Annotated in this window: 32 protein-coding genes; 13 read left to right on the top strand and 19 right to left on the bottom strand. The window is 43.8% G+C overall.

What is annotated here, in order from left to right:
• The first annotated feature begins 16 nt into the window (after positions 1 to 16).
• Positions 17 to 907: a manganese catalase family protein gene (locus AR337_RS13600; RefSeq protein ID WP_059172557.1), complete on the top strand. Its 891-nt coding sequence runs from the start codon at positions 17 to 19 to the stop codon at positions 905 to 907.
• Between the two features lie 119 nt (positions 908 to 1,026).
• Here AR337_RS13600 and AR337_RS13595 read toward each other — a convergent pair whose 3' ends face one another.
• Together AR337_RS13595 and AR337_RS13590 are read right to left on the bottom strand one after the other, a co-directional pair.
• Positions 1,027 to 1,710, bottom strand: a complete 684-nt coding sequence (locus AR337_RS13595; protein ID WP_059172556.1) for an LrgB family protein — start codon at positions 1,708 to 1,710, stop codon at positions 1,027 to 1,029.
• Complete coding sequence (locus AR337_RS13590) at positions 1,688 to 2,083, bottom strand: CidA/LrgA family protein (RefSeq protein WP_059172555.1); 396 nt, start codon at positions 2,081 to 2,083, stop codon at positions 1,688 to 1,690. The genes AR337_RS13595 and AR337_RS13590 overlap by 23 nt, the downstream gene beginning before the upstream one ends.
• A gap of 598 nt (positions 2,084 to 2,681) precedes the next feature.
• Between AR337_RS13590 and AR337_RS13585 the strand changes: the two genes are divergently transcribed.
• Positions 2,682 to 3,542 carry a CAP domain-containing protein gene (locus AR337_RS13585; protein ID WP_059172554.1) on the top strand — a complete coding sequence of 287 codons (861 nt, stop codon included), beginning with the start codon at positions 2,682 to 2,684 and terminating at the stop codon, positions 3,540 to 3,542.
• 46 nt (positions 3,543 to 3,588) lie between these two features.
• On the opposite strand, the gene AR337_RS13580 is transcribed toward AR337_RS13585, so the two are convergent.
• On the bottom strand, positions 3,589 to 4,494 hold the full coding sequence (locus AR337_RS13580; protein WP_059172553.1) for a hypothetical protein: 906 nt from the start codon (positions 4,492 to 4,494) through the stop codon (positions 3,589 to 3,591).
• Positions 4,495 to 4,734: 240 nt separating this feature from the next.
• Between AR337_RS13580 and AR337_RS13575 the strand changes: the two genes are divergently transcribed.
• Positions 4,735 to 5,433 (top strand): class I SAM-dependent methyltransferase, encoded by a 699-nt coding sequence (locus AR337_RS13575; protein ID WP_253701722.1) that lies wholly within the window; start codon positions 4,735 to 4,737, stop codon positions 5,431 to 5,433.
• Positions 5,434 to 5,494: 61 nt separating this feature from the next.
• Here the strand turns inward: AR337_RS13575 and AR337_RS13570 are convergent, their stop codons facing one another.
• The 11 genes from AR337_RS13570 to AR337_RS13520 form a co-directional block, all read right to left on the bottom strand.
• Positions 5,495 to 5,716, bottom strand: a complete 222-nt coding sequence (locus AR337_RS13570; protein WP_059172552.1) for a hypothetical protein — start codon at positions 5,714 to 5,716, stop codon at positions 5,495 to 5,497.
• 39 nt (positions 5,717 to 5,755) lie between these two features.
• Positions 5,756 to 6,544 carry a hypothetical protein gene (locus tag AR337_RS13565; RefSeq protein WP_059172551.1) on the bottom strand — a complete coding sequence of 263 codons (789 nt, stop codon included), beginning with the start codon at positions 6,542 to 6,544 and terminating at the stop codon, positions 5,756 to 5,758.
• The gene (locus tag AR337_RS13560; protein WP_059172550.1) at positions 6,513 to 7,556 is read right to left on the bottom strand and encodes a polysaccharide deacetylase family protein; all 1,044 of its coding nucleotides are present in this window, start codon (positions 7,554 to 7,556) and stop codon (positions 6,513 to 6,515) included. Before AR337_RS13560 ends, AR337_RS13565 begins: the two co-directional genes overlap by 32 nt.
• A gap of 5 nt (positions 7,557 to 7,561) precedes the next feature.
• Positions 7,562 to 8,968 carry an O-antigen ligase gene (locus AR337_RS13555; protein ID WP_156424401.1) on the bottom strand — a complete coding sequence of 469 codons (1,407 nt, stop codon included), beginning with the start codon at positions 8,966 to 8,968 and terminating at the stop codon, positions 7,562 to 7,564.
• A gap of 74 nt (positions 8,969 to 9,042) precedes the next feature.
• Positions 9,043 to 9,795 (bottom strand): hypothetical protein, encoded by a 753-nt coding sequence (locus tag AR337_RS13550; RefSeq protein WP_059172548.1) that lies wholly within the window; start codon positions 9,793 to 9,795, stop codon positions 9,043 to 9,045.
• A gap of 55 nt (positions 9,796 to 9,850) precedes the next feature.
• Positions 9,851 to 11,167, bottom strand: coding sequence for a lipopolysaccharide biosynthesis protein (locus AR337_RS13545; RefSeq protein WP_059172547.1), 1,317 nt, complete (start codon positions 11,165 to 11,167; stop codon positions 9,851 to 9,853).
• A 75-nt stretch (positions 11,168 to 11,242) separates the two neighbouring features.
• A complete protein-coding gene (locus AR337_RS13540) occupies positions 11,243 to 12,349 on the bottom strand; it encodes a glycosyltransferase (RefSeq protein ID WP_059172546.1) in 1,107 nt (368 codons plus the stop codon).
• Positions 12,346 to 13,167: a glycosyltransferase gene (locus AR337_RS13535; RefSeq protein WP_059172545.1), complete on the bottom strand. Its 822-nt coding sequence runs from the start codon at positions 13,165 to 13,167 to the stop codon at positions 12,346 to 12,348. Before AR337_RS13535 ends, AR337_RS13540 begins: the two co-directional genes overlap by 4 nt.
• Before the next feature lie 28 nt (positions 13,168 to 13,195).
• On the bottom strand, positions 13,196 to 13,867 hold the full coding sequence (locus AR337_RS13530) for a sugar transferase (protein ID WP_172797553.1): 672 nt from the start codon (positions 13,865 to 13,867) through the stop codon (positions 13,196 to 13,198).
• 317 nt (positions 13,868 to 14,184) lie between these two features.
• Positions 14,185 to 14,877: a CpsD/CapB family tyrosine-protein kinase gene (locus AR337_RS13525; protein ID WP_172797545.1), complete on the bottom strand. Its 693-nt coding sequence runs from the start codon at positions 14,875 to 14,877 to the stop codon at positions 14,185 to 14,187.
• The gene (locus AR337_RS13520; RefSeq protein ID WP_059172543.1) at positions 14,858 to 15,607 is read right to left on the bottom strand and encodes a YveK family protein; all 750 of its coding nucleotides are present in this window, start codon (positions 15,605 to 15,607) and stop codon (positions 14,858 to 14,860) included. The genes AR337_RS13525 and AR337_RS13520 overlap by 20 nt, the downstream gene beginning before the upstream one ends.
• A 245-nt stretch (positions 15,608 to 15,852) precedes the next feature.
• On the opposite strand from AR337_RS13520, the gene AR337_RS13515 reads away from it, so the two are divergent.
• Positions 15,853 to 16,308, top strand: coding sequence for a GNAT family N-acetyltransferase (locus tag AR337_RS13515; protein WP_059172542.1), 456 nt, complete (start codon positions 15,853 to 15,855; stop codon positions 16,306 to 16,308).
• Positions 16,309 to 16,430: 122 nt separating this feature from the next.
• Here AR337_RS13515 and AR337_RS13510 read toward each other — a convergent pair whose 3' ends face one another.
• Together AR337_RS13510 and AR337_RS13505 are read right to left on the bottom strand one after the other, a co-directional pair.
• Positions 16,431 to 17,042 carry a class I SAM-dependent methyltransferase gene (locus AR337_RS13510; protein WP_059172541.1) on the bottom strand — a complete coding sequence of 204 codons (612 nt, stop codon included), beginning with the start codon at positions 17,040 to 17,042 and terminating at the stop codon, positions 16,431 to 16,433.
• Positions 17,043 to 17,102: 60 nt separating this feature from the next.
• Complete coding sequence (locus AR337_RS13505) at positions 17,103 to 18,071, bottom strand: NAD(P)-dependent alcohol dehydrogenase (RefSeq protein ID WP_059172540.1); 969 nt, start codon at positions 18,069 to 18,071, stop codon at positions 17,103 to 17,105.
• Between the two features lie 350 nt (positions 18,072 to 18,421).
• On the opposite strand from AR337_RS13505, the gene AR337_RS23205 reads away from it, so the two are divergent.
• Positions 18,422 to 18,682, top strand: coding sequence for a hypothetical protein (locus AR337_RS23205; RefSeq protein ID WP_156424400.1), 261 nt, complete (start codon positions 18,422 to 18,424; stop codon positions 18,680 to 18,682).
• Positions 18,683 to 18,703: 21 nt separating this feature from the next.
• Here the strand turns inward: AR337_RS23205 and AR337_RS13495 are convergent, their stop codons facing one another.
• Together AR337_RS13495 and AR337_RS13490 are read right to left on the bottom strand one after the other, a co-directional pair.
• Entirely contained in the window at positions 18,704 to 20,089 is a 1,386-nt protein-coding gene (locus AR337_RS13495; protein WP_059172538.1) for an alpha-galactosidase, read from the bottom strand.
• 35 nt (positions 20,090 to 20,124) lie between these two features.
• Positions 20,125 to 20,964: a 6-phosphogluconolactonase gene (locus tag AR337_RS13490; protein WP_253701719.1), complete on the bottom strand. Its 840-nt coding sequence runs from the start codon at positions 20,962 to 20,964 to the stop codon at positions 20,125 to 20,127.
• A gap of 259 nt (positions 20,965 to 21,223) precedes the next feature.
• On the opposite strand from AR337_RS13490, the gene AR337_RS13485 reads away from it, so the two are divergent.
• From AR337_RS13485 to AR337_RS13455, 7 genes are all read left to right on the top strand, one after another.
• Positions 21,224 to 21,706, top strand: a complete 483-nt coding sequence (locus AR337_RS13485) for a hypothetical protein (RefSeq protein WP_059172537.1) — start codon at positions 21,224 to 21,226, stop codon at positions 21,704 to 21,706.
• A gap of 32 nt (positions 21,707 to 21,738) precedes the next feature.
• Positions 21,739 to 21,984: a hypothetical protein gene (locus tag AR337_RS13480; RefSeq protein ID WP_059172536.1), complete on the top strand. Its 246-nt coding sequence runs from the start codon at positions 21,739 to 21,741 to the stop codon at positions 21,982 to 21,984.
• 291 nt (positions 21,985 to 22,275) lie between these two features.
• Positions 22,276 to 22,587, top strand: a complete 312-nt coding sequence (locus tag AR337_RS13475; RefSeq protein WP_156424399.1) for an Hsp20/alpha crystallin family protein — start codon at positions 22,276 to 22,278, stop codon at positions 22,585 to 22,587.
• A 35-nt stretch (positions 22,588 to 22,622) separates the two neighbouring features.
• Positions 22,623 to 22,856, top strand: coding sequence for a hypothetical protein (locus AR337_RS13470; protein ID WP_059172534.1), 234 nt, complete (start codon positions 22,623 to 22,625; stop codon positions 22,854 to 22,856).
• Complete coding sequence (locus tag AR337_RS13465; RefSeq protein ID WP_059172533.1) at positions 22,834 to 23,214, top strand: hypothetical protein; 381 nt, start codon at positions 22,834 to 22,836, stop codon at positions 23,212 to 23,214. Before AR337_RS13470 ends, AR337_RS13465 begins: the two co-directional genes overlap by 23 nt.
• Positions 23,207 to 23,542 carry a hypothetical protein gene (locus tag AR337_RS13460; RefSeq protein ID WP_059172532.1) on the top strand — a complete coding sequence of 112 codons (336 nt, stop codon included), beginning with the start codon at positions 23,207 to 23,209 and terminating at the stop codon, positions 23,540 to 23,542. Before AR337_RS13465 ends, AR337_RS13460 begins: the two co-directional genes overlap by 8 nt.
• A 330-nt stretch (positions 23,543 to 23,872) precedes the next feature.
• The gene (locus AR337_RS13455) at positions 23,873 to 24,226 is read left to right on the top strand and encodes a hypothetical protein (protein ID WP_059172531.1); all 354 of its coding nucleotides are present in this window, start codon (positions 23,873 to 23,875) and stop codon (positions 24,224 to 24,226) included.
• A gap of 136 nt (positions 24,227 to 24,362) precedes the next feature.
• Here AR337_RS13455 and AR337_RS13450 read toward each other — a convergent pair whose 3' ends face one another.
• Positions 24,363 to 24,680: a hypothetical protein gene (locus tag AR337_RS13450; RefSeq protein ID WP_059172530.1), complete on the bottom strand. Its 318-nt coding sequence runs from the start codon at positions 24,678 to 24,680 to the stop codon at positions 24,363 to 24,365.
• A gap of 365 nt (positions 24,681 to 25,045) precedes the next feature.
• On the opposite strand from AR337_RS13450, the gene AR337_RS13445 reads away from it, so the two are divergent.
• Positions 25,046 to 25,492, top strand: coding sequence for a cytochrome C (locus tag AR337_RS13445; protein ID WP_059172529.1), 447 nt, complete (start codon positions 25,046 to 25,048; stop codon positions 25,490 to 25,492).
• The last annotated feature ends 36 nt before the right edge of the window (positions 25,493 to 25,528 follow it).

Below are 25,528 nucleotides of genomic sequence, written 5' to 3'. Positions count from 1 at the left end.
ATTGGGGGTGGCCCATATGATGAAGCGTGTCAATAGGATTGCGATTGAATTGCCGAGGCCCGAACACGGGGACCCGAATGCGGCAGCCGCAGTCCAGGAATTGATGGGTGGAAAATTTGGTGAAATGTCGACATTGAACAATTACATGTTCCAGTCCTTTAATTTTCGGGGCAAAAAGAAACTGAAACCCTTTTACGATATCATCGCAAGCATCACAGCCGAGGAATTCGGCCATGTTGAGCTCGTTGCCAATACGATTAACCTGCTCTCTTTCGGCAATACATTTGAAGCCGACCCGGATTTGGCCCCGCTCATGAACGGAAAGGATGCACGCTACTCCCTTCATTTTACAACGACTGCCCAAACAGCCTATCCAGGTGACGGGATGGGACGGCCATGGAACGGGGAATTTGTTACAAATAGCGGCAACCTCGTTGCAGATCTTCTCCATAATTACTTACTTGAAATCGGCGCCAGGACACATAAAATGCGAGTTTATGAGATGACTACCAACCCTGTCGCAAGGGAAATGATCGGTTACCTGCTCGTACGCGGCGGCACACATATTATCGCTTATGCCAAAGCCCTGGAAGTCGCAACCGGTGTGGAAGTCGGCAAAATGCTCCCGGTGCCTAGCCTCGATAACAATAAATTCGATTATGCAAAAAAATTCATGGCACAAGGTCTTTATAATGTCCTTTACACGTGGGGAGAGCCGGAATACCGGGATATCGACCGAATCTGGAAAGGCCCGAATCCCGAGACCGGCGAACCGCTCCGCGTCATTGACGGCATGCCTGAAGGTGCCCCGGTCCCGGATTTCGAGGAAAAACCCGAGCAATTCGCTCCAGGCATCGACCGCGACGACTATGATCGCATCCTTAAAAGGCTCATGGCCAACATGTAGAAACAATATGAAGAGTGAAGCAGGGGACGTATCCAGCGCTTCTTTCGGTTGCCGAATGAAGCAAAGGATACGTCCCCTGCCTCATCGGTTGCCGAATAAAGCGGAGGAACCGTCCCTTGTTATTTTATTAGCGGGTAAAGCAACGGAAGGATTACCGAGGTGATGATGGCTGCAACCCCCATCGCTATACTGGACGCTGCCCCTTGGACCGAGCCCTCCTTCATGATTTGGCTCGTGCCGATTCCGTGGGAAACTGTTCCGATTCCAAGCCCGCGGGCAAATGGGTCTGTTATTCTTGCCAATGTTAAAATTAGCGGGCCAAAAACCGCTCCTAAAATGCCTGCCACTATTACGAATGCCACGGCAATAGACGGATTTCCTCCAATCAACTGCACGGCTTCAATTGCGACCGGGTTTGTCACAGCTTTGACCGCAGAAGCAGCCTGAATGTCCTCAGGCAGACCTAATGTTTTTGAAAGCCAAACGGCAGAAAGGATCGTCGCGATCGTACCAATTACCAATCCCGGCATGGCGGACTTGAATTTTTCCAAGAGTATTTCCCTGCTCTTATATAATGGCAGGGCAAGCGCCACCGTTGCCGGACCTAATAGGAAGGTCATCAAATCCTTCGCGGGTGTATATTGGCTGTAATCAATGTCGACTGCTAAAAAGACGAGGATGATAACGGCGGTGGAAGTCAGTACAGGTGATGTGAGAGGAGACGAAACCTTCCGTGCAAGACTCAGTGCCCCGATATACACAATGATTGTAAGAATAATGCTAAAGAGGGTTATTTCGCTCATGCTGCTTCTGTTCCCTTCGTGAAAAATAATGGGCCATGCCTCCAGTAACCAGAAGCCCAATAATAGTACTACCAGCGATCATTATGAGTATTTGGAGTCCGCTTGTTTTTATCAGACCGCCAAAATCCATTAATCCCACCGAAATAGGCACAAAAAAGAAGCCGAGGTGCTTGTTTAAAAAGGTACCCGCCCTCTCTATTTGGGGTATCTTCACAATCCCTCCCGCAAGAAGCAAGAATAAAAGGACCATCCCCAATACGCTCGCCGGTATGGGCAAACGAAAAATACCTGTAATATAAACTGAAACCGAATAAATGCTCCAAATAAAAAATAATTGGATTAAAAAAAGAAGTGCCTGCTTTAGGTAAAACAACCACCTCACCCCCTTCTGTAAAGTAGTGGACAATCAGCGGAGTTACCCGCCCGGTAAACATGAAACAGACCAACCAGTACAAATCGGAAATAATTAATCTATGTGTTAGAGGTTGGAATCACCCAACTATCTATTATGTCGCTGTGATACCTGAATTTATTTTGATTCCAGCGTCCAATTATATTCATTGATGTTAAGTTCAAGGACGCCTCCCTTTGTGAGGAAATTCACAGAACTACCCGAGGAAAGCGCTATGCCTCTGGGCAGGCAAGTGCTTCACATCCTGACTCAAAGCCTTTGTTACATAATTCTAAAGAAACTGTAACATAAATGCTGTCTCCAAGTGGCTGTCAACCCTTATATTACTGTAATATATGGCACGCATGCTAGATTTTAAGAAAAAGCGGGGTTCCCATTCGTCTGCTTCCTTCACGCTAAAAATCCCGCCATATCAATGATAGATAGCTTTTTAATAAGTTAGGTACATATCACAAAGGTAAGTATTAACAGGATTATCCACAAATATGACAAAAAAGCTATGGTACGATAGTCCTGCAAGCGAACAATCTACTAAATTAGCAAACAGGAGGAATGCATGATGAATAAGAAAAAAGTAATCCTGTCCTTCGCAGTCGCTTCGGCTTTATGGATGTCCGGACAAATGCCGGATAAGGCTGAAGCATCGACTGGTACTCAGAATGTACAGGAACGTGTTTACGTTTATCATAACCAATCTATTAAGTTAGATGAAATCAATAAATTTATTGAAGAAACGCTTCAGCGGTGTGGACTGGAGAATTACTTTAAACAAGGTCTAAAGCAGCCAGCTAAAGCACCAGAAAAACAAGCTGCCCCTGCTCCAAAGAAACCAGAAAAAACAGCTACACCAAAACCGGCCAAGCCAACAGCTCCGGTAAAAGCTCCGGTAAAAGCTGCTGCCCCGGCACCAGCAAAAAAAGCTACACCAAAACTGGCCCAGCCAGCAGCTCCGGTAAAAGCTCCGGAAAAGACAGCTGCCCCGGCATCTGCAAAACCGCAGCCTGCTAAAAACCAAGAGCCAGCTGCACCACAAGCAGGCACGTTGAGCGCATATGAACAGCAGGTTGTCTCTCTAACGAATCAGGAGCGCGCAAAAGCTGGACTCTCTGCCCTGAAAGCAGATAGCAATCTAGGCAAGATGGCCCGTGAAAAATCACGTGACATGTCGGCAAATGGTTATTTTGACCATAACAGCCCGACATACGGATCACCTTTTGATATGATGAAGAAATTCGGCATCAGCTATTCTTATGCTGGCGAAAATATTGCAATGGGACAACGGTCACCACAGGAAGTTGTCACCGCTTGGATGAACAGCGAAGGCCACCGCAAAAACATCCTTAATAAAAACTTCACTCATATAGGTGTTGGCCACATTGCCCAAGGTAACTACTGGACCCAGGAATTCATCGGCAAATAATGAAGTGAAGCAGCAAAGTGAAGCAGGGGACGTATCTCCTGCTTCATTAATCATAAGTGATGCTATAATATTCTTTTGTTTTTGGGTCATATTGAAATATTTCGTAGAAATCATCCCGGTTTCCCACTTCGTATTTCATATCGACTTTAATGAAACCCCATTCTTCCTCTGTTATTCGATCCGTCGCCATTTGTATTTTCTTATCCATTATTAATTTCTTTATATCAAGCGAACCCGTTAAGAAATAGTCGTTATATTTAAAAGGACCAATTGCTTTTTTTGTTCCATCGTTCAGGTAAAAAACGAACTCCCATTTAAAGCTGCGGGTACTGGTTTTTGAAGCACCGTCCCGTGAAAGATAACCAAGAATATCCACATGCCTTACCTTAGACCAGGCGATCTCCTCTTTGTCTCCAAGCTTTTGGATGACAATCCCATCCGCCCTGATTGCTTCATAGTCATTCATTGTTATATAAAAGAGTACAGATGTCAGTAATAAAGAAACGACACAGAGTGAAATCACGTATTTCCCAGTTTCTTTAGAGCCAAAAATAAAAATAGCTCCCATTGTAAAAAGGAATGCGACCCCTGTACCGCACAAAAAATAATCCAGCCATCCAAAGGAGCCAGGCATCAGCCAAACATCCTTCAAGTTTGCAAGGTTTCTATATTGGCCATTCCTCCACCAATCCAACAGGTTTAGGGAAAAAGGCCCTACAGTAGTCAAAAATAAAAACGAACGCAAAGATTTACTTTTAAAAATATACGAAGAAAACATTTTTGTTCCTATTAAAATAAACAGGCCAACGAGGAAAACACCCACTCCCATTATCAAGTAAGCGGTGAGATATCCTGGCGTCCTGTTAACAAGCCACTCATCGAATGCAATCATTCCCATAAAATACGCAAAACCAATAACCAAATACCCCAGCCATTTAACCAACTGAGCCATCGAGCTCCCCCCTTTAGTATTCTAACATACGGATAGGACTAAATTAAGATTCATTTTTCAGTATGCAGTAAAGAAAGAAGGATACTAATCTGTTAGATGAAGCAGAGGATACGTCCCTTGCTTCACAGTGGTTTTGGATGGTATTTTTTGTAAACTTATCTCATCAGGAACCTTCTAAAATGTCTAGCCATATGATGCAAATAAGCTGAATTGAAGAAGGTGTTTCAAATTGGTGCTTCCTTGTATTTAGATTTTTTGTCCAAATTTGGCATTGGCGGCGCGCATCCTGGCGGCTTCAATCTTACAAAAGAAATGCTAAAGGGGGAACAAATTAACGCTTCGTCATCTATTTTGGATGCTGGTTGCGGCACTGGGCAAACAGCTGCCTATCTTGCTTCACACTATGGGGCAAATGTAACTGGGATGGATATCAGCCCGATTATGGTGGAGAAAGCCACAAATAGAATGGCGACATACCAATTGCCAGTGCAAATTATTCAAGGTTCCATAGAAAATATACCTCTTGGGGATGGGTTATTTGATTTTATTATTTCGGAGTCTGTCCTCTCATTTGTAAATAAACAACAGGCGGTTAAAGAAGTATACCGTTTATTAAAAAGCGGAGGTAGATTTATTGCGAATGAACTGACGATTAACAAACAACCTGGGACAATTGAGGCGGAGGAAATTAAGCAATTTTACGGATTTGATTCCCTTCCAATGGAATCTGACTGGTCTTTATTACTCAATCAGGCCGGTTTTGAAAAAATCGCCATTCACAGGAACAAGCAGTCCATTTACCAAACCCATCAGATGCCCGAATTTCATTATTCGGATGTGATCGATCCGAAGCTTTACGAGATATTCAATCAGCATTTCACAATTATGCTGAAATACCAGGATATCCTGGATTTTCGGATTCTTTCGTGTACGAAATAATCGATTAGGGATATAAAAAAGCTTGCAGCAAATAATTTTGCTGCAAGCTTTTTTGTGGTTATCAGATGAAGAATGGAATACCAAAAATCGGGAAGCCGAATAGCCCAAATGGCCCGAAGAAGGGAAAAATTCTGCTTTCATCCATCGATTCCAATTTCATACTGGGGTGATGCATATTCGGCATGATGAGATACATCTTTTCCTTATCGTAGCTGTGAAGGATGCCCTGGTAGACGGCCCCATCTTTCAGCTCCACCTGGACAAATTGATATAAATGCTTCATTCAAGCTGGAAAAGTGAAACAGAAGGTACGTCCCCTGCTTCACTTTTTGATGAGTTCGGGCTGGTTGCGCCATTTTAGTTTGAGGAGGAGGACAAGGAGGTTTCCTTTTAGGCTTTTGGGGATGAAGCTGCGGTATTCGACGATTTCTTCCCCGCCAAAGCTTTTTTTAAATTGATTGATATTTTGCTGGTCAATATTGCTTTCATCTATGGAAAGGCCAAAAAAGTCGTACAGCCTGTAGTTTTTCTTTTTAAAATAGAGAATGTCCTGCCAATGAAGGTAGCGGTTGGCCCGCCCTATTTCATTTTTCGGAATTCCGTTGTCAGCAAACCTCCCGGAGGACGAATAAAACATCCGAGCCCGGACACCGTCTGCAAAGTACAAGTGGCCGGCGAGTTTTGGCCCGCTTTTGTGGTAGACATACGTAATCGTAACCATGTTCTGGGCGTATATGCCCTCTATCCGCTCGTCCTGGAACGGTTCAATTCCTTTTTCTTTGGCATAGGGATCAAAAAACGCTTTAAAGGCTTCAAGGTCATCCCTTCCAGGTTCTTCAATGAACTGAACAGCCAAATCATCCCTTCCCGCTTTGTTAATTTGGTAACGGGTTGATTTATTCATCTCCGATTTCAGATGCTCTTCTCCCTTTCTCAGGTCGATACAAAGAGTAAGCGCTTGTTTGTGGATGGCATTCCATCGATCAGGCTCAACCGGTTCAGTTTGCTGAAAGTAGGCAATCATGTCTGCAGCAGGGAGAGCAGCGGCCTCATCTTTCGGCCCGTAAATTTCGTTTATTTCAAAAAGTCGCTTCTTCCATTTGATATGCATCTTCAAGCTCCTCCCGGGGCAATTTTCCGGCCGTTCGTTCATCCGTAAGCTCATTCATATTCCTGCTCCTGAACCCGTACGTACACTGCAAATAATCAAAATGCTTCAATATCTCCTCCAGGAAACCCATGTTTTCCTCGATATTCCGCCCAAAATCATGTGGATGCCACCAAAGATGATAAGCCTTGCCGTATTTTGCGGCATGGGACATTTCGCTCTTGATCCGGTGCAGGCGCAAACCCTCCAGCCATTTCAGCCGCTCCGAAACCTTCGCCAAATAACGGCTAGATCTTATATTAACGAGGATAGAACTGGCATCTTCGGCAGCCAGTTCAAATGTATGATGGCCAAAAAGGTTGATATACCTGTCCAAAAGCCGGAAAGCGCGCTTCACATACCGCGTTCTTTCCGAAGATTCCATCCGGTATGCCCAACTGTCCTCATTTCCACGGTAGGCGGCCAAGCCGAGCCGTTTGCACTCTTTCAAATACTCTTCGTTAACCTGATTTCGCGGAAACACTATTGATTTGATTTCCCAGCCGCGTTCCCGGTTTAGCCACTGAGCCAGTTGGAGATCGGCCGAGAATTGTTCCAATGTTTGTCCTTCTTCCAAACAGTAATAATGGGAAAATGTATGTGTAGCCACCTCCTGAGCCGGGGCCGAAGCAATGCGTTCAACAAGCTGGGGGGCAAAAAATAAATTTATATCGTTTTTCTCAATTGAATGGGTTTCCATGTAATGGTACGAAGACAGTTTTTTTTGGCTATAGGCCGGTTTATTGGCCGGAATCATCTTTTTCAGCTGTTCCATATTTTTAAAATAAATCATACCGACAATGGCCCAGGTGGCATGAATTTTGTAACGGGAGAACAATTCTAGCAGTGAGACGACGACTGTATGGGCCCCACGGACGTTCTCCTCATAGTCATTCTTTTCATAAATATCATGGACTCCCCAGAACAGTTCGAAATCCAGGGAGATGATGAAGGTTCCACATTCATTGCTCGCCAAACGCTTCAACCCCTTTGCTTTGGAAAATTGTTCAGGCTATCCCCAATTGAAGCGGATTTCTGCTCCAAACACCCAGTTTCAGTTCGAATCACCTCAGCAGATTCATCCTTTTGATAAAGAATCGCATAACAGCAAAGGCCGAATAAAATCCAGAAATGCCTCCAGTGAAGGGCATCCACTACCAGAATGTTGACAAGTGAACCTGCCATGGAGCACAAGAGCACGAGATGGAAATTGAATTTATTTTTATCACAGGATATGCTCCTCTTTATCAGAAAGCCTGCCTGGATTACAAGAAGCAGCAATAGGGAGATGCCCGCAATCCATCCATATTCGGCAAACAGGCGGAGATACGTATTGTGGGGGTCCATATAATAAATCGATGTCATCTCTCCGGGCCCTATGCCAAAATAATTGGATTTCAAAACCTTCACCGCGAAAAGCTGCGCATTAAACCGTTCATTGTCATAGGTTTGGAGCGTTGTCCTTTCAACCAGCAGTTTTATAAACTGATTCGTAATGGCCGGGAACAAAAAATAAACGGACACAAGCAGGGATGACGGAACCAAGAACGATTTGATAACAAAGCTGGGCTTCAGCTCCCCTTTTAGCATTTTAATGGCCAGGTACACCGCCAGTGAACCAGCAAGATTGATCCAGCCGGCCCTGGACATAGCCAATACAACTGCACCTGCCAATAAAGCTATCGAAAGGTATTTAAACGACCTTGACGCAAATAATTTTGGATTCAGGCTATCCTCGAGAACAAGCAGGAGCGCAATGATCAAATACGGGCTAAAGATATTCGGGTCCTGGAAAAATCCTTCAAGGCGGGTGCTATTGCCAAGATTCTTATTGGACACGTAACCGGCTATGCCTAGAACGCTGTTGGCAACCGCTCCTGCAATATATCCTTTCAGAAAAAATTCAAGATGCTTATCATTTTTGATGGCCAAAACAAGAAAGAGCCCGCTGCAAACAAGGAACACCGTTATCCCATGCCAGACAGCCGCTTTTGAAAAATTTGCTGCGAAGAACAGGGAAACCGTGCCGAAAAACAGAAAAATGTACAGCAAGAGTGCCAAAACATTCTTAAACATGTCCCTGTTCAGCTGAACACGCTTGATAAAAACACTAATTACCAAGATGAAAAACATTAGTTCATAAGGGGAAGGATCATACAGCTGAAAGCCGGCGCTCAATGCAAAAATGAACAGGTGATGCTCCCACCTCAGCAATAGCAGGAAAGCTGCGGCAAATAGACCAGCAATGCTTGCCAATACAAGAAAGGGAAATACAAGGTTGGATGTTCCGCTCATGGCCTGCGGGAACGCAATCGCCAGCCATCCCAGAAGCAAAGCCAGCAGTCCGATCAATATCGCTTTTATGAAAATATGCTTTACTGAATACATGGCTTCAACCCCATTTATTGAAATAGCGGAATCAGCGGGGAAAAAAGTCCCCCTGATGGAAGGTTCACCTTTCTTTACCAATGGCTCTTCATTTTCCGTACCTTCAGCACAAGTTTTCCGGCCAGTGAATAGGGCAGGTAGCCAGAATATTCGGTTTTGATGCTGCCTCCGAATTCAAGCTTGAAACTGCGGACATTTTTATCAGGCGTTAAGCCTCCGGAATCATAAATCAAGTACCCGTTGTTTTTAAACCAAAGGATGTCTTTCCATTTAAGCAGCCGGTGCGCTTTGCCTACCAGCTTCCTGAATTTGCTGTCATCAGTCAGCCTGAAGTGGGACGCCGAGTAAAAGGGCATCGCTCGTTCCCCATCCGCGGCATATACCCTATAACAAAGTGGATGTTGGCCCTCCCCTTCCGTTTTTGTCATGACAAGCGCCTTTTGATCCCTCAGCAGCTTTAATTTTTCTACATGGAAGTCCGTACAGCGGTCGGTCCGTTTGCTATCGGCAGCCTTATTATAGAATTCCTGAAATACGAGGATATCTTCATCAGAAGGGTCGGGATTAATGAAAGTTTGTAGATCCGGATTGTTTTGGGACTGCTTAATTTGCTTCCTTGTTGATTTGGATATTTCCATAAACAATTCTTCTTCACTTTTCGTTAAATCCTTCTGCAACGTCTCGATTGGCATTAACCCTTCAATCGGGACAATTGATTGTGTGATTCCAACTAAATCTGCCGAAGAACGAATCTGAAAGTTTGTTCCTTTTGGAAAATAGATTTGCTGGATTTGAATACCCCATCTTTTCCTGGAAATGGATAACACCCTGGTCACTCCCTTATAGCGAAAACCCGCAAGATTAGAAAATACGCCTAGCAGCTCAGCTTTTGATTCGTTCCACGGAGACAGATGTTTCTGCCTTCCGGAAATGAATTTTCACGATATACCAGGATGCAATTCCGTATGACAGATAGCCCAATGAAGAAAGCAAACTGATAACAAGGATGGCCATATCGGCCCTTTCAATGTAAAAATAGGAAACAATCATCGACAGGCAAATCAAAGAAAACCGGATAACTTCACTGATTATTTGAAGGGCCTGTGATTCTAATACATAAAAATTCGTGGCGATTGGGTTTACGACCATTCTCATAAAGAATAAGAGTGAAATCATATGCAAGTAGGGGCCGGCTTCCTTCCACTCATGGCCAAAAAGCAGGGGAATGAAGGGCGGGACAGCGAGTGCGATCATTCCGATTACTACCCCGCCAATGATGGACATCTTCTTGACAGTCATCCAAAAAAGGGAGCTGAATTCTTCCCCCTTTGCGTGAAGCCTGGACGATTCCGACATATACACCTGCTTTACCGAATATCCAAGCAATGCTTCAGGAACGGTCAGAATTTTTTCCGCCAGCAAATACCATCCTGCTACCGCAGGACCGTAATGAGCAGCCAGGAAAATAGCCGGAATCCGGGCTCCGGATATATTGATGAAGGCGGACCAGCTTGAAATGAGCGGGAAGTTTTTGTAGCGAATGATAGCCCTTTTTATACCTTGAAAGCAAAACAGCTTGACCTTTGGCTTATTTTTAAAAAGATACTTTAAAAAGGTTAGAAAGCCTGAAATCCTGCCAATAACTTCACCAGCCAGCAGCCCAAAAATGCCCGCATGGAAAAACCCAAAAGTAATTTGGGACACCATTTGTCCGCTGTTCATATTGATTTTCGACCTCGAAATGGATGTGAAGTCCCGAACCCGGATACTCCATGAATTGAAGGCCTGAAACCAGCCAATCCCAAAAACGCTTATTGCGAGGAGCCAGGCATACCGGTCCAATTCGGGTGCGCCAACCCATTTCCCAATCGGCAAAATAAGAGCACAAACAAAAACGATGATGCTAATCCCTACTGCAATCATCAAGGATAAGACAAGCGCATCCCAGCCCTCCTGGTCGTCTTTTGGCAGCGGGATGGCCTGGTCATACATAAGGGAAGCGATGACTGAAATACTGTAAAGAAGCGATAAATAAATCGAAAAAATCCCAAATTGCTCCGGTGAATACAAATGGGTCAATATGGGGGTTGTTAAAAAAATGAATAAATGGGAGATGGCAGTTCCGGCTGCAAGGATTGAGATACTCTTCATAAATGGGTTATCAATGAATGTATTTTTCATGTTCACTAGCAGCTTCATTATGTCGGACCTCCGATTATTTCAGCGGCAAAAAGGAACTCCATCCCGTGATTGTGACGGACTTTGCTCGGAAATTTACTGTTCATAGGCCTCTTCCAATCGTTGAATCATTGTCCGGATGTGAAAATTTTCTTTAAATAGCTTATAGCTGTTCAACTGGCATTTCCCGATGCCCGATTCATCCTGGACAAGTTTTTTGATCCAAAAAACAGCTTCTTCAATGTTTCCGGGGCTGTACAAATACCCGTTAAAGCCATGGATGACCAGTTCATTATTCCCTTCCACATTCGTTGCAATAATCGGCTTTCCCCTAGCCATTGCTTCAATGACCGAATACGGCAGGGCTTCATGCAGGGAGGTTGATAAGTAAATATCCACCTCGTCCAAATAATCCTCAATGGAGCTTAGGAAACCGCAATATTTGATGTTTGCGCACCCTTTTATCGAATCAAGAAATTCCTCCTTAAAATAATCGCCGCCACCCGCATACCAAAACTCGATGTCCGGGTTAAGACTGGTAACCGCTTTAGCTATTTTCAAAAAGCTCATTGGATCCTTGGATTGGTCGAATCGTGCCAACGTCCCGACAATAAGCTTTCCATTTCTTTTCTCCCGCCTGAAAAAGCCTTTATCTTCGACCCCGTTGTAGATCACCTTGCTTTTTTGATAGCGGAAAAGATTATAACGCTGTCCAGCCTCATGTTCCCCTTTTGACACATTGATCGTATAATCCGTTATCCTGCCTAGATTCCTCTCAATGAAGCCATACATCTTCCTCTTGTTCCTGCTGATATATGGATACTGCATAATATAGCCGTGCGGCGTATAAAAAACTTTCGAGGAATCGCTAAACAGGGCCGCTAACCTCCCGGCTCCGCCTGCCTTGGAACTATGGCAATGGATGACTTCCGGCTGGAACTCCCTGATGATCTTTCTTAATTGGAGAATCGCCTTTACATCCTCGACGATGCTTATTTCCCTTACAAAATTGGAAATAGTGTAAAACGAATATTTATCGCTGTTTTCCTTTACAAACTTCAAAAAAATCAAGTCGGCCCGCGCCTCTCCGTAAGCTACGGCAATATCGAATTTTTCCGATGAAAGATTCTCAAGGATTGTAACGAGGTGTTTGCGCACCCCTCCGCTTAGAGCCTCACAAATGAGCAGCACCTTTTTCCTCATTGCTTTCCCTCGTTTACAGTTTGTACTGTCAATGAACCAGAGGACTTTAACCGCTCTATGAAGTTTCTTGGGATAAAGAGCAGAGCAATAGTTTTAAAAAATCCAAGATAGCTGTATACTTCAGTGAAATCAAAATACTTCAGCTGCACCTTCAGCCTGCTGATAAGCTGTTGCCTTCTCCTAGTTGCCGAAATCCCCGTATGATTGAATTCCTCCTCGAGCAAGACTTCATCTAAATTTGCCGTTGGGTAACTTTTTACGATTCTGAAGAAAAACTCGTAATCCTCCGCACTTTTGTACTCCAGCGAATAAAGGCCAACCTTATCGACAATACCGGACCGAAACATGACAGCCGGATGGCTGAAGCAGGAGTTCAAATGCATTCTTCTTTTTATTTCCTTATGGGTTGTTGGCGGTTTATACGTAAAATGCAAGGTTCCTTCACTCGTTTTAAAATCCGAAAAGGAGCCTACTAATGCAATTTCCTTATTTTCCTCCAAAAAGGATGCCTGTTTGCTGAAGCGATTTTCCACTACACTGTCACCCGCGTCTATCCTGGCAATATATGTGTAATCTCCTTTACGGATCGTGTTCAATCCGTGGTTCAGCGCGTGTTCAATTCCCGCGTTTTCAGACATTCTGACCACATGGACAGTATGCTGGTTTATTTTATCCAGGCAGGTGATGGCAGGGATGCTTCCATCATCGATCACATAAATATCAACCGCCTCTTCTTTTTCATTGACAAATGAAGCAATGGTAAGTGAAATGCCTTCCTGATTATTAAAGACAGGTATTAAAACAGCTATCCTATTCATTCAAGCCTCCTATCGGTAAAGAAATAGTTTAATAGGCACCTTTTTTTAATAAAACAACTGATATGGTCAGAAAGAGTATTTTCATATCCAAAAACATTGACTGGTTATACACATAATGAAGTTCAACAGCCACCCGCTCCGGATAACCGACGCTGCTTCTGCCGCATACTTGCCAGTAACCTGTCATTCCGGGTTTTACCGCTAGAAAATGATGTTTTTTATGTTTATATTCTCTTAACTCTTCTTCAACGATTGGACGTGGTCCGACAAGGCTCATATCCCCTTTTAAAACGTTTATTAATTGGGGTACTTCATCCAAGCTTGTTCTGCGCAAAAACCTGCCCAGCCTTGTAATCCGAGGATCTTCATCTTGTTCGAGCTTATAATTGTTTTCTAAATACTTTTCATAGAGCGCGTGGTTCTGTTTCAGAAATTCATCCGCGTTTACAATCATGGACCTGAATTTATAAATGCAAAAGAGCCTCCCATTCTTTCCATACCGCTTCTGTCTGAAAAGGAGCGGGCCTTTGTTTTCTCCAAAGCAAAAGAGGATTCGGAGGATCACGAAAAGGGGAAGCGCAAGGGTTAAACCAATAATTGCCCCAACAATATCAAGACCCCGTTTGCCAATTAAGTAAAGAACCGAAACCGGTGCCAGTACCTCTTTCGCAACCGATGCACTTGATGTCGGCGATTTCATGCCTTTACTTTCCGTTCGTATCATTAGGCTATCCCCCACTGTCTAAGTTGTTCTGATTACCGAACGTTTCCGACTAATCCTGTCTAAACCATCTGATGGTATGTACTCCTTTCTGTCTTTCATTGCCGTTCGGGGAAGTGAGTTTTTATGCAGCTGTAAGCCGCACTCTAGGTTTATTTCAGTTTATGGAGGTTAACGGTGGATTATTACCAGGTTTTCCTTGGACATTTTTCCTTTTGCACGCTTAGCACGCATACTTAATAACGAACCAAAAAAGACTCCGATCTTTGATCGAAGCCTTTTCGGCTGGAATGACCTTAAGTATAGTAGTAATGCCCCTCTTTTATACGGGCATCATTCAAAATTGTCCCGAGCAAATTTCCATTGGCGGAATGAATCATGTTGATTGCTTTTCGCGCATCTTCAATCTCGGTCTTCTTACTGCGAATCACCAGCACTGTCCCGTCTCCCAGTGATGCAAGAATTTGCGGGTCCGTGACTGCTAACAAGGGAGGCGTATCAAAGAGGATAATGTCATACACCTGCCTGACTGCTTCCAAAAGTTCAAGCATTTTATTCGATGCAAGTAATTCTGATGGATTTGGCGGGATAGGTCCCGATGCCAATACATCAAGATTTTCAATCCCGCTTGGGACAATTGCCTCTCTCAGTGCTGTATTTCCGACTAATGTGGAGCTTAGGCCCTTATGATTTTCTAAAGAAAAGGTATAATGCGCCGTTGGTTTTCGCAAATCCGCATCAACGAGGAGAACCTTTTTCCCTTGCTGGGCATAAACGACCGCAAGATTCACAGCGCTCATGGACTTCCCTTCCGAAGGGGATGGCGAAGACACAACGATTACCTGTATCTTTTTATCTACAGAGGCAAACTGAATATTTGTCCTAACCGTCCGATACTGTTCGGATATCGCCGATTTTGGGTTCAAATTCGCCAGCAAATTCTTTTGGGTGTTGTTCCTATTATGGATTTTACGATGCGCCAACTTCATTCCGCCTCCCCTTCCCCTGCGCATCCTGCGACCTTCTCCCAGAAGCAATATCCTGGTCTTTTATGTGGGGAATCACCCCGAGCACAGGGACATGCAATTTTCCCGAAATATCAGCTTCTGTTTTAATCGTGTTGTTTACATACTCAAGCACATAGGCGATTCCGGCACCTGCCATTGTGCCTATAATGATTCCAATCACGATATTCAAGCCCATATTAGGGGAGACCGGCTGGGGATCGGCCTCCACCTTTGCTTCAGACAGGATTTTTACGTTATCCACGTTCATAAGCTGCGGGATTTTCTTTTGAAAAATCCGGACCGTCCAATTTGCAATCGCAGCAGCGCGTTTCGGATCCGGATCGGTTACTTTGACTGTTACAAGCTGGGAGCTTTCTTCGCTCGATATATTTATTTTCTCCCTCAGTTTTTCGGTTGGCAGCTTCAATTTCAATTCCTTGATGACCCCGTCTAAAATGACCGGACTGTGAATGATTCCTTTATAAGTGTTGATTAATTCAACATTTGTCCGAATATCATCCCCTGTCACTCCGCGTGGATCCGGACTTTTTTGATTGACAAGGAATTGCGAGCTGTATTGATAGTGAGGCTCAATGACAAAGAAACTCATAACTCCTGCAATGAGCGCTGTTGAAAGCGACAAGACAATAATCAGCCAAAGCCACTTCCGCAAGACCACGGCCACTTCTCTTAATGACAGCCTCTCCTCCATCCCCGCACCTCCCAACTAATCTCTGCCTATTTATATGCCCGTCCCACCAAATTCATGACAGGATGAAGCAGAAGAAGGGGGCGGATCTAGTGAAGCAGGGGACGTATCCAGTGCTTCATTTACGCGGACAGGGAGCGTTCCATTTAGTAGAAAACATCCCCTCCCTCACTGCATCAGTCGGATAGGCACATGTAGGGTGGTTAGGGGATATAGTATTACATATTACTTTCTTGTTGAGGTGCTGTATGACAATTAGAAAAGCCAGTAAAACAGAGACAGACTATATTCTTAGATTTGCTGGACATGTGGTCGAGGAAAGCACCGCGGGATACGCCCCCAACAATATGGCGAATGCTTACAACATGTTTCAGCCAATTGTGAAAGATGGTGCTTATTATCTGGTTGACGACTACAACCGCGAGATTAGGGGCTGGATTTTGCTTGGGTCTGATTGGAATCCGCTGACCGGCAATGTGACCGGCCAACTTCTCCAGTTATACGTGTTTCAACAATACAGAAACTTTGGCATCGGGAAGAAGCTGATGGAGGCAGCCATCCAAGAACTTCAATCCCGCGGCATCGGCACCATCCAGCTCAACGTGTTTGCAGGCAACCCGGCAAAAGCCATGTATAAAAAGCTCGGTTTCAGAGAAATTTCAACCGTTATGGAGCTCGATTTTTTCAAGAAGAATTTTGGATAAAGAAAAATTTCATCAGTGGGGGGGTCTTACTGCCTGTTAAGAGTAGGATCAACGGGGGCAGACTCCTCACGGCTTTTTCCAATAAAAAAAAGGAAGGTGTCCATTCAAGGAACCTTCCCTGCTTATTTATTCCCGGGGCTTGCCCAAATTAGGTGAACCGAATTCATCCAAAAGCTCTCGATTTTTTTAACCTGGAATGAGGATGCTTCAACCATCTTTACAATATCCCGGTTGTGATTGCAGCCAAACTTTTTCAAAAGAAAATGATTGGCTTTTTTCTGCAGCCAGCCAAAAATGGGGTTCGAGCTGAGCCCATGCTCCATTAAAAGAATTTGGCCATCCGGCCTTGCCCATTGAGCCATCCGTTCAAGTACCTTTTCGGGATTCGGGTAAGAGCATAACGATAAGGTAGAGATGACTGTATCATACCGGTTGGCCTCTAGTTCAGCTTCTTCGATATTGGCACTCAAAAACTCCACAGCGAACCTTTCCTGCGATGCCTTTACCCTGGCTTTTTCAATCATGGATGGGCTGAAATCAACAGCAGTAATTTTCGCGTCTCTCGGATAAAACTGAAAATTTGTTCCTGCTCCAACCGAAAGTTCAAGGATGTCTCCATTGGCCGAATGCAAAAGTTTTTTCCTCAAACGGTAATTGAATGAATTTTGATTGAGTGGCTTCGCATACCGGTTAGCCTGTTTATTAAACAATTGAATTTGCCGGTTGATTTCCACTTCCCCCCTCCTGATTCGCTCATTGCTTTAATCCTGCCAAAAGAGCTATCTCTTTAAGCCTTATACTGTAATGACTACTTTTCCCTGCGCATGCCCTTCTGCAAAATACCTGAAAGCTTCGGGAACCTCATCCAACGTGTAACTTCTATCAATAACAGGCTTTACCTTGCCTGCCTCAAGCAGTTCTTTCATAAAATACAAATCCTGTTGGTTTGGCCTTTGCAAGAAGCTGCCAATCTTTCTACTTCCGGCCATCGAAATCCATGGGCCTAAAAGCAATGCCTGCGCCATTTGGGCCCCGGAGCCTCCCACATGAACAAAGATCCCGTCCGGGTTCAAACATCTCTTATAAGCAGAAATAGGATGGTGCCCATTAGCGCCGATAATGAGGTCATACCGCTCCGTTTTCGTTGTAAAATCCTCTTTGGTATAGTCAATTGCTTTGTCGGCTCCAATCGATTGAACGATCTCCACATTTCTAGTACTGCAAACACCGGTTACTTCCGCGCCGAAGGATTTGGCGATTTGCACCGCAAACGTTCCGACACCGCCAGAGGCCCCATTGATTAAAACTTTTTTTCCGGACTTGATTTTACCTTTATTACGCAGGCTTTGCAGGGCTGTGACCCCCGCCATTGGAACCGAGGCGGCTTCCTCAAACGACAGGTTTGATGGTTTTGGCGCCAAGGCTTGTTCTGAAGCTGTTACATACTCCGCGAAACCGCCCCATCCGCTCCCGGATAAGTCACCAAACACTTCATCCCCCGGCTTGAACAGTTTGACGCCTTTTCCAACCGCCTCCACCCGGCCAGCTATGTCGCCTCCGGGTATAGGGTATTTCGGTTTTAAAAGGCCAAAAGCAAACCGGGCCAGGAACGGTTCACCTTTTAAAAGAACCAAATTCCCAAAATTCATCGATGCCGCATGTACCTTAACCAATACTTCATTTTCCTTAGGCTCTGGCTTCTCCACTTCTTTTACTTCCAAAACATCCGGCGGGCCATACTTGCCATAAACAATCGCCTTAATAAAGATTCCCCCTCGTATTGGTTTTTCCTCGCAAAAAAAGATTAATCAGGTTAAAGGTATTTATCTTGGGAGAAATTATGAATCTTTATGTATTTTTATTATGGTTTAAAAAACCATTAATTGAAAGTTTTAACTATTTATTCACCGTGATATTATAGAGAATATCTTATTTGGATGGCGGGTGGTTTTTTTGAAGACAATCCATTTCATAAAAGCTTTACTTGGGGTAATATTTTTGGATGTATATTTAAATGTAGCTATCGCCAGATCGGGCAGTATGATTGTTCAGCTTCTGCTGGTTGCCGGCTTTTTCCCGTTCCTTTATTTATTGTTAAAATGGACCGGGCTAGATGGTTTCAAGGACGTGGGGATTCGGTTTCAATGGCACCCTCGGCCAGGATAAAGGCGGTATTTTCTATCGCACCACGCACAATTCTACTTCCCTTTTTCTGGAGGCAAAGAGTTACCTCATCCCTTTGCTGATGTTTCTATTTGTCGTGGCCATTTGGAAAAAGCTTGATTCCGGGAGCAAAGCCCTCCAGGAGCGGCAATCCAATTTGATGATGAAGTCCAGCATCCCTACATACGAAAAAGCCGCCCATTTCTTTTAATACGAAGGGCGGCTCTTTTAATTATTTCCACTCCAGCAAAGGAAGGATGTCATTTTGCAGTTCGCACATTTCATCAATCATGGCGCATGCCTGATAATAGCTTGGCGCCTGCGGATCAAGCAAAATCGCCTGCAAAAGCTTCGTTTTTGAATTCTCCTCGTAAGCCTCAATCAGCAATCTGTGGATCATTCCTTGGATATGGATCGTTCCGATGATAGCTGTTGGCAACTCAACCGTCATCGGTTTCAATCTGATCCCTTCACCATTCACGACAGCCTGCGTTTCGACAACCATATCGTCAGGCAGGCCTTTGATGGCGCCATAATTCTGCAAATTAGCTGAATTGATTTCTATTTCATCATCAAAGAAAATCGCCTCTATAATCGGAACCGCATATTCGCCGCTCTTATGGACATTCTCCTTTTTAAAAACGAACACGGTTTCCGCCCATTCTTCATAGGTCATGTTTTCTTCAAATAAGCCTTTATCAAGTACGCCGCCATTGGCACAGTAAACAAATTCCGGTGTCCTCGAATCTTTTTCCCATAGCTTTTCCCTCACCGGGTCATAGTGAAACTGCAACGGAAGCCCGGCGTAAAAATCACCTGCAAATGAGACATACTCCCCGATATGGTTTGTGCCAGGGTATGGATAGAGCCCGTAAATGTGGTACATCGTCCGGGACAGCGAAATATGGTCATACTGGGCGAGGCGGTTGGCCTGCTTTTCTTTTTCTTGGAAAAGCGGATATAAATCTTCGCCCGTATTCTTATCCCATATTTTCGTAAAGAAACCAAAATGGTTCAGGCCTCCCCCTTCGAAGCCGAAGTCACTCTTGCCCATTTTAAGGAACTTCGAGATTTGGTCAACCCCCATATCAAGTCCATGACACAGGCCTACTATTTTAATAGATGTTAATTTAGATATTGCCTCGACCAGTTTCGCCTCGGGATTTGTGTAGTTGAGCAGCCAGGCATCCGGGCAAACTTTTTCCATTGTACGGGCGATATGGAGCATCGGGCCCAAATTCCTTAGTGTATGGAACATCGACCCAGGGCCGCCGTTCTCGCCGTAAATCTGTTTGCTGCCATACCGCCGCGGGATATGGAAGTCTTGTGACCAGTAAAAATATCGGTTTACTTCTATTGCAGAAATGACAAAGTCAGCCCCGGCCAGTGCTTCTTCCAGATTTGTCGTTTTCCAAAGCTTTGCCGGGTGCGAGAATTCCGTAAACATTTCCCTCGCGTAGGCAAAGGATTTTGTTAAATTTTCATCGACAATGTCCATAAGGGCGATTTCGAGGTTCACTTCATTTTTAAGCCTATGTGACAGGACCAAATCCTGAAGGGAGCCAAGCGCAAACGAGATGCTGCCCGCCCCGACTAATGCCACTTTTACTTTTTTCATATGCTTCTCCTTCCGACTTTTCCTCTATAACTCTCTTAATTACACTTTAGATGTTTCGCTGCCGCCTTATCCAAATAGAAATCAATATGTTCATAGCCAAGTAGCTCCTGGGCAGGCAGTTTCCTCTCCTTTAGAAAAGCCATTTCCTTTACGATTTCAGCTTTCCTTTCACCGGTAATCGCTACAATCACACGCTTGCTTTGCCTTATCTGCTTTAATCCCAACGTAATGCCTTTTTCAAGTTTTGTTGGTTTTGAAAAATACTTCTGGGCCACTTCCTTTGTTGTTTCAGATAAATCGACCACACTGCTATGAGCCAACAACTGGCACCCAGGCTCATTCAAGCCAATATGGCCATTCATGCCCACCCCAATTAAACTGAACGTTATTGGATGGTCCTCTATGAAACGATCAATTTTCGAACACTCCTCCAGCAGATCATCAGCGGTCCCATCAAAGAATTCAATTTGTTGTGGCTTCAGCTCCAAATGAGAAAATAAATCCTGATTAAGCATTTGATAGCAGCTGCCCTCCAATTCACGGCGGATTCCGACCCATTCATCAAGGCTTACAAATTTCACTTTTTTCAGCTCATGCTGTCCTGTCATGTCGGTAGCAAACAGCTGGTAGGATTTTTTGGGAGTGCTGCCTGACGCCAAACATAAAACTGGATTTGCTTCGCTGATTACATGCTCTTTCATTTCATTGGCAATTTGGCGAGCAACTTCCTGTTCACTATTAAAAATTCGGATCATACCATTCACGTCACCTTCTGAGATAATCTCCATAATTCTATCCTCGGAGGACAAGAATGGCTGCCCCCATTGCCGTAATTTATTTTCTTCTTTTATATCGTGCGGCAAAATAGACGTCATTGCTTCACTTTCTTAAATTGTAAACCCTTTCCCAATTGCCTTATTAAGAAGTATACCCCCGGTAAATGAGTAGTCAAGGAAAAACAGCGGGCATTTTCTATGCGTAAGTTTAAGCAGCTTTCAAAGGAAAAGCTTTGCTCCATTTTTTACGAAACATCCTTTGCCAGGAACCATCGTCCCTCATTTAGGATAACGAACTTTTTTTTAGATTGAAGCATAGTCTACACTATATATTTGTCATAAAAACCAGGAGATTGGTATGAAAATGGGACGGAATCGAATCAGGAACCGGGTAATTGTTGATCATATTGATGTGAATTCCATTGATACAGCCTCAGGAATTTTTGTTGGCATTAATTATGCCAATAACTGGTCTTCCCACCGTAAAACGAATTACGGCTTTGGGTCAATGAGCAATAGCCAGATTTCCGGGAACTATAGCTATGTCATTGACAATGATTTAGTGGATACCCCAATTAACAGTAATGCCTTCAGCATTATAGAACGCGGGCCCAATAGCAGTCTTAATCATGTTGATGTCGTTGGGATAAATGTAAATGTGCTTGATTCCTGTGCAGCCCTAACCGTTGGTGAAAATGACCTAAATGGATGGAGCTCGCATAGCAAACGAAATGCCGGCCAGGGAAGAATGATTGGCAACATACAAAACGAAAGAAATGCTACCTATATTTCTGACCAGGATATAATTGATTCCCAAATCAATCAATTCACACACTCATAATTTTTTACCGGCCTTCAGGAGGAGGGATTTAGGTGGCAATTACCTTCGGAGTTGGAGCAATCAATATTAATTCCCAGAATACGAATTCAGCCGTCTCAGTTGGACAGAACCAACTCCCAGGCTGGGCCGCCCACAGGAAGGTGAATAACGGGCAAGGATTTTTCGCGGGGAACGTTTTTAATTCAGCTAACGGATCTGTCATTAACGACCTGGACTTTATTGATGGCCAAATGAATAATGCTAACATATCACCAAGCGGGCAAGGCCAGACACTTTAAGGGTAAGAGAGCGAAATTCAGCCTAGCCGCAAGTTGCGGCAAGGCTGCTTTTTTATTAATGGCTTTGTTAAACTTTGCTGCTGATTTCCGCTTTAATCACCCGCTTACCTCTTGAAACGGACTGGAGGAAGGCGCAGTTTCTCTAAAACATTGAATCTCGTAGCATTAGAGCCCTTTTTTTACATATAAGTAATAGTAAAGCTTATTCCGCTTATTCATTCGAAAGGTTGTGAACCTGTGAAAAAGAAGGGCCATCGTTCCCGAATAAAAAAAACTCTGGGCAGTGATTTCATGGAGCTTTTGACAGAAGTCGCCCCTTTAATTGGCCCGCGTATAGATTGCATCCGTACAGAAGACTCGCTTTTTATTTCAGCGGACTTAGCAGGTGCAAAGCCTCAGGATGTAAAGCTTGGTATAAGCGCCGGCAGCATTATCATCAGCGGAGTTATCCCTCCATTATTTGACGATTTCAAACAGATGCTCCAGCAGGAAAGGTTTTACGGCCCTTTTCAAAGAAAAATCATCCTTCCTGAAAACTGTTTAACAGGTAACATGAAGGCAGAATTGGAAAACGGAATTTTAACAATTACCATTCCTTTTTAATACCATTAAAAGCGATACCTGCGAGGAGGAGCGCCATGACGGTCATTCGATACAGCGGATTGAAAATCAACAGAATCCATTCTTCATCAGGCCTGTTTTTAGGGACAAACATTCAAGACGGAAGAATCAGCAAAACGGAAATAAACGAGGGCTTCGGTTCGATTAAAGGAAAGGGCAGCAAGGTTGATAATAACCATTCTCTCTTTCTTCAGGATAAAAATGGACTATTAAAAGGATCTGAGGTTAATGAGTACAGAAAGAATCATTGAAAGCCTCCAGGATTTTGCTGAAAGATTGGACAGGCTCGAAAATGCCATGAAAGATTCTAAGAATGCGAAATTCCATTTTGATATTCAGATAAAGGATCTTCATCTAAATGAACTGAACCTTGAGGAACTCGCCTTTCACCTAGAGAAATTGGATATTAAGGAATTAAGCGGGATGTTGAACCTTGGCAATACCTTTTCCCCAAAGGTGCATACCAAAAAGAAACTGGATGAGCCCGAGTTGGATAATGTTATGGAATCATCGGAAACAGAAACCAGCGACTTGGATATTCAGGTACTGATTAGTGGCAACCCGGTTTCTTATTCCCTAATTGACGGAAAGGATAAAAACGATGAATAAATTTTCCCCATCATTTTTTATCGGCAAAATCAACATTGGAACAGTCGAGGGCGCCTCTTGCGTAAATCTCGGAAACAATCTTCCCAGCGGCTTTACGAGCTATAAAAAGCATAACCAGGGATTCGGCACCGTTTCCGGAGACAATGCCGATATACACGACCTTTTTGCTTCTTTGGAGGAAAGAGAGACAAACGACTCATTCAACTATGAATTGGGTGAAGATACTGGCCTGGATACCCTCAATCAATACGCCCAGGGAATCATCGCGCATCAGGACGTCGATATCCAGGAGGTTGTGGAGGAAGATGAGGGTGGCAAAAAGGATTGACACTTCTACAAAAAGTGTTTAACTAATGTGTTGATTTCTGCCACGACAATTTTAGCCAGAGTTTTTTTCACTCATCCGGATTTGAGTGACATCCTTTCCGGATATTAGCCATACTTTGTCACTCATCCTGATTTGAGGGACACCTTTTCCGGATCTTGGCCAATCTTTGTCGCTAATCCGGATTTTAAAAGTAGCTTTAGTAGCTTTGTTGTTACTTCTTTTTAATCTACTGGCCCAAAACTGTAACTTGCCCGAAAACTCCTTGTAATTTACGCATGCTAGAATGGAAGAAGCATTTTCTCGTATATTTTACCGTGAAGGAGAAGGGTTATGGATTCATCATACTTAAAAAAATCACTGAATGAATGGAAAGAGGAAATTTTAGAATTACTCGCGGAGATCGATAAGGAATACGAAAAGGTAAAGCAGGAGCTCGTGGTGTACAATTATAAGTTCAGCATTACCAAGCAGGTCACCCAGTCCACAGTCAACGAAGAGATTATCCGAACCATCCGCGAAATTTACCATAGACCGTTTGAGGAACGATTCAATAAACTAAAGTCAGAAATTAAGGACCTTGAAGAAAAGAAAAGGGTCTTCAACATGTTTGTCGAGAAAATCGATAAAGTCCAAAGCAAAGACGAACACCAATCAAACGCCGAATACATAGCGCAAATCTCTTAAGTGAGATGAAAACAGAGATGCAGGGGACGTATCCAGTGACTTATTGAGGCACTGGATACGTCCCCTGCTTTACTGCTTTATTCTTTTTCGGGTTTCCGAGTTCGTAAAAATGGCCTTACAAGTTGGATCACGTTTGTTATTTTGTGATTTCACTGTGCCGGTAGCCGTTTTGAACCTGATAGACTTCGTACCACTTGTAGGTTGGTTCCTTAAACCAGGCGTAGGATGGGAAATATACCATATACCTTTCATTGCCATCGGCATCGTAAACAACTTTGAATACCTTCGCATTCCGATATCCGAATAGTTGATCCAGGTATCCTTCCATCCCTTCCCTTACAAGGCTCTTTTTCTCTTCCTTTTCCTGTTTATGTAGTTCAAAAAGCTCTTGGGCGAAAATAGCCAATAATACTAGTGTAATAGGCAGTAAAACAAAAACAAGAAATTTCAACAAGCTTAAACTCCTCCATTTCAGTCTCAATTGATAAACGATGGTTGACGGAAAGGTACTGCCACCACATACCGCTAATCTTTATGATATTTCTGACCAGCATCTCTCCCCCGAGGAAAGTAAGGAACACTCCAATTTTATACTTAATGATTTTCCAAGGGTGTGATGGATTCCACACCTCCCCTGCCTAAACTGGTTTTTAGAGGAACTTTTCCGACTGTTTTCCCCCTGATGAATCTTGTGAAAAGCGAATTCCTATCTTCACAAAATCTTCACATTATTCCCACTTAGGTGTGCAATAGGTCACAATTTGATACTTCCTTCTCAATTAGAATGAAATTGCTTAACGCATAGGAGGAGGGGGAAGGATGAAAGGTTCAATACTTACATTCATCATTTGTACATTTTTAGGACTGGGTGTTGGCTATGTCGTCTTTGAAGTGATTAACGGGAGCGGGGAGGATGTCTCCAAAGCAAAAACAGAACAGGCATCCCCGCAGGAAGCAGTAAAGGAAGATAATGACCAAGGAAAGGTGCAGGAAACTTCTACTTCAGCTGATTCCGATATCCTTTCCGTAAAAGGATGCCTCGGCTGCCACTCAGTGGAAGGCCTGAATCTTCAGGGAGGCGCAACCGGCCCGGATTTGACCAATGCCTTCAAGAATGTAGAAGGAAAGCATGGAAAACCGATCAATGAATTCATGAAGGAACCAACATCCGCGGTAATGTCGGGAGTTATTGGCGGCAATCCGTTAAAGGATGAGGAAATTACCCAAATCGTTGATCTCTTGAAGCTAGCATCCGAGAAAAAATAAACTCCGGATTGGACCAAACCAATTTTTTATAAAACT

This window comes from Bacillus sp. FJAT-27445 (genome assembly GCF_001510665.1).
Lineage (GTDB): Bacteria > Bacillota > Bacilli > Bacillales > Cytobacillaceae > Bacillus_D.
This window is presented reverse-complemented; position numbering and strand designations above follow the sequence as displayed.

What these genes read in the sequence shown, in the direction of transcription:
- AR337_RS13520 (WP_059172543.1), bottom strand. Translation starts at nt 15,607, where the DNA reads ATGGAGGAGAGGCTGTCATTAAGAGAAGTGGCCGTGGTCTTGCGGAAG.
- AR337_RS13585 (WP_059172554.1), top strand. Translation starts at nt 2,682, where the DNA reads ATGAATAAGAAAAAAGTAATCCTGTCCTTCGCAGTCGCTTCGGCTTTA.
- AR337_RS13555 (WP_156424401.1), bottom strand. Translation starts at nt 8,968, where the DNA reads ATGTATTCAGTAAAGCATATTTTCATAAAAGCGATATTGATCGGACTG.
- AR337_RS13475 (WP_156424399.1), top strand. Translation starts at nt 22,276, where the DNA reads ATGGAGCTTTTGACAGAAGTCGCCCCTTTAATTGGCCCGCGTATAGAT.
- AR337_RS13470 (WP_059172534.1), top strand. Translation starts at nt 22,623, where the DNA reads ATGACGGTCATTCGATACAGCGGATTGAAAATCAACAGAATCCATTCT.
- AR337_RS13580 (WP_059172553.1), bottom strand. Translation starts at nt 4,494, where the DNA reads ATGGCTCAGTTGGTTAAATGGCTGGGGTATTTGGTTATTGGTTTTGCG.
- AR337_RS13595 (WP_059172556.1), bottom strand. Translation starts at nt 1,710, where the DNA reads ATGAGCGAAATAACCCTCTTTAGCATTATTCTTACAATCATTGTGTAT.
- AR337_RS13545 (WP_059172547.1), bottom strand. Translation starts at nt 11,167, where the DNA reads ATGAAGCTGCTAGTGAACATGAAAAATACATTCATTGATAACCCATTT.
- AR337_RS13535 (WP_059172545.1), bottom strand. Translation starts at nt 13,167, where the DNA reads ATGAATAGGATAGCTGTTTTAATACCTGTCTTTAATAATCAGGAAGGC.
- AR337_RS13465 (WP_059172533.1), top strand. Translation starts at nt 22,834, where the DNA reads ATGAGTACAGAAAGAATCATTGAAAGCCTCCAGGATTTTGCTGAAAGA.
- AR337_RS13485 (WP_059172537.1), top strand. Translation starts at nt 21,224, where the DNA reads ATGAAAATGGGACGGAATCGAATCAGGAACCGGGTAATTGTTGATCAT.
- AR337_RS13495 (WP_059172538.1), bottom strand. Translation starts at nt 20,089, where the DNA reads ATGAAAAAAGTAAAAGTGGCATTAGTCGGGGCGGGCAGCATCTCGTTT.
- AR337_RS13565 (WP_059172551.1), bottom strand. Translation starts at nt 6,544, where the DNA reads ATGCATATCAAATGGAAGAAGCGACTTTTTGAAATAAACGAAATTTAC.
- AR337_RS13460 (WP_059172532.1), top strand. Translation starts at nt 23,207, where the DNA reads ATGAATAAATTTTCCCCATCATTTTTTATCGGCAAAATCAACATTGGA.
- AR337_RS13525 (WP_172797545.1), bottom strand. Translation starts at nt 14,877, where the DNA reads ATGAAGTTGGCGCATCGTAAAATCCATAATAGGAACAACACCCAAAAG.
- AR337_RS13490 (WP_253701719.1), bottom strand. Translation starts at nt 20,964, where the DNA reads ATGACGTCTATTTTGCCGCACGATATAAAAGAAGAAAATAAATTACGG.
- AR337_RS13530 (WP_172797553.1), bottom strand. Translation starts at nt 13,867, where the DNA reads ATGAAATCGCCGACATCAAGTGCATCGGTTGCGAAAGAGGTACTGGCA.
- AR337_RS23205 (WP_156424400.1), top strand. Translation starts at nt 18,422, where the DNA reads ATGGTTTCAAGGACGTGGGGATTCGGTTTCAATGGCACCCTCGGCCAG.
- AR337_RS13445 (WP_059172529.1), top strand. Translation starts at nt 25,046, where the DNA reads ATGAAAGGTTCAATACTTACATTCATCATTTGTACATTTTTAGGACTG.
- AR337_RS13515 (WP_059172542.1), top strand. Translation starts at nt 15,853, where the DNA reads ATGACAATTAGAAAAGCCAGTAAAACAGAGACAGACTATATTCTTAGA.
- AR337_RS13600 (WP_059172557.1), top strand. Translation starts at nt 17, where the DNA reads ATGATGAAGCGTGTCAATAGGATTGCGATTGAATTGCCGAGGCCCGAA.
- AR337_RS13455 (WP_059172531.1), top strand. Translation starts at nt 23,873, where the DNA reads ATGGATTCATCATACTTAAAAAAATCACTGAATGAATGGAAAGAGGAA.
- AR337_RS13570 (WP_059172552.1), bottom strand. Translation starts at nt 5,716, where the DNA reads ATGAAGCATTTATATCAATTTGTCCAGGTGGAGCTGAAAGATGGGGCC.
- AR337_RS13540 (WP_059172546.1), bottom strand. Translation starts at nt 12,349, where the DNA reads ATGAGGAAAAAGGTGCTGCTCATTTGTGAGGCTCTAAGCGGAGGGGTG.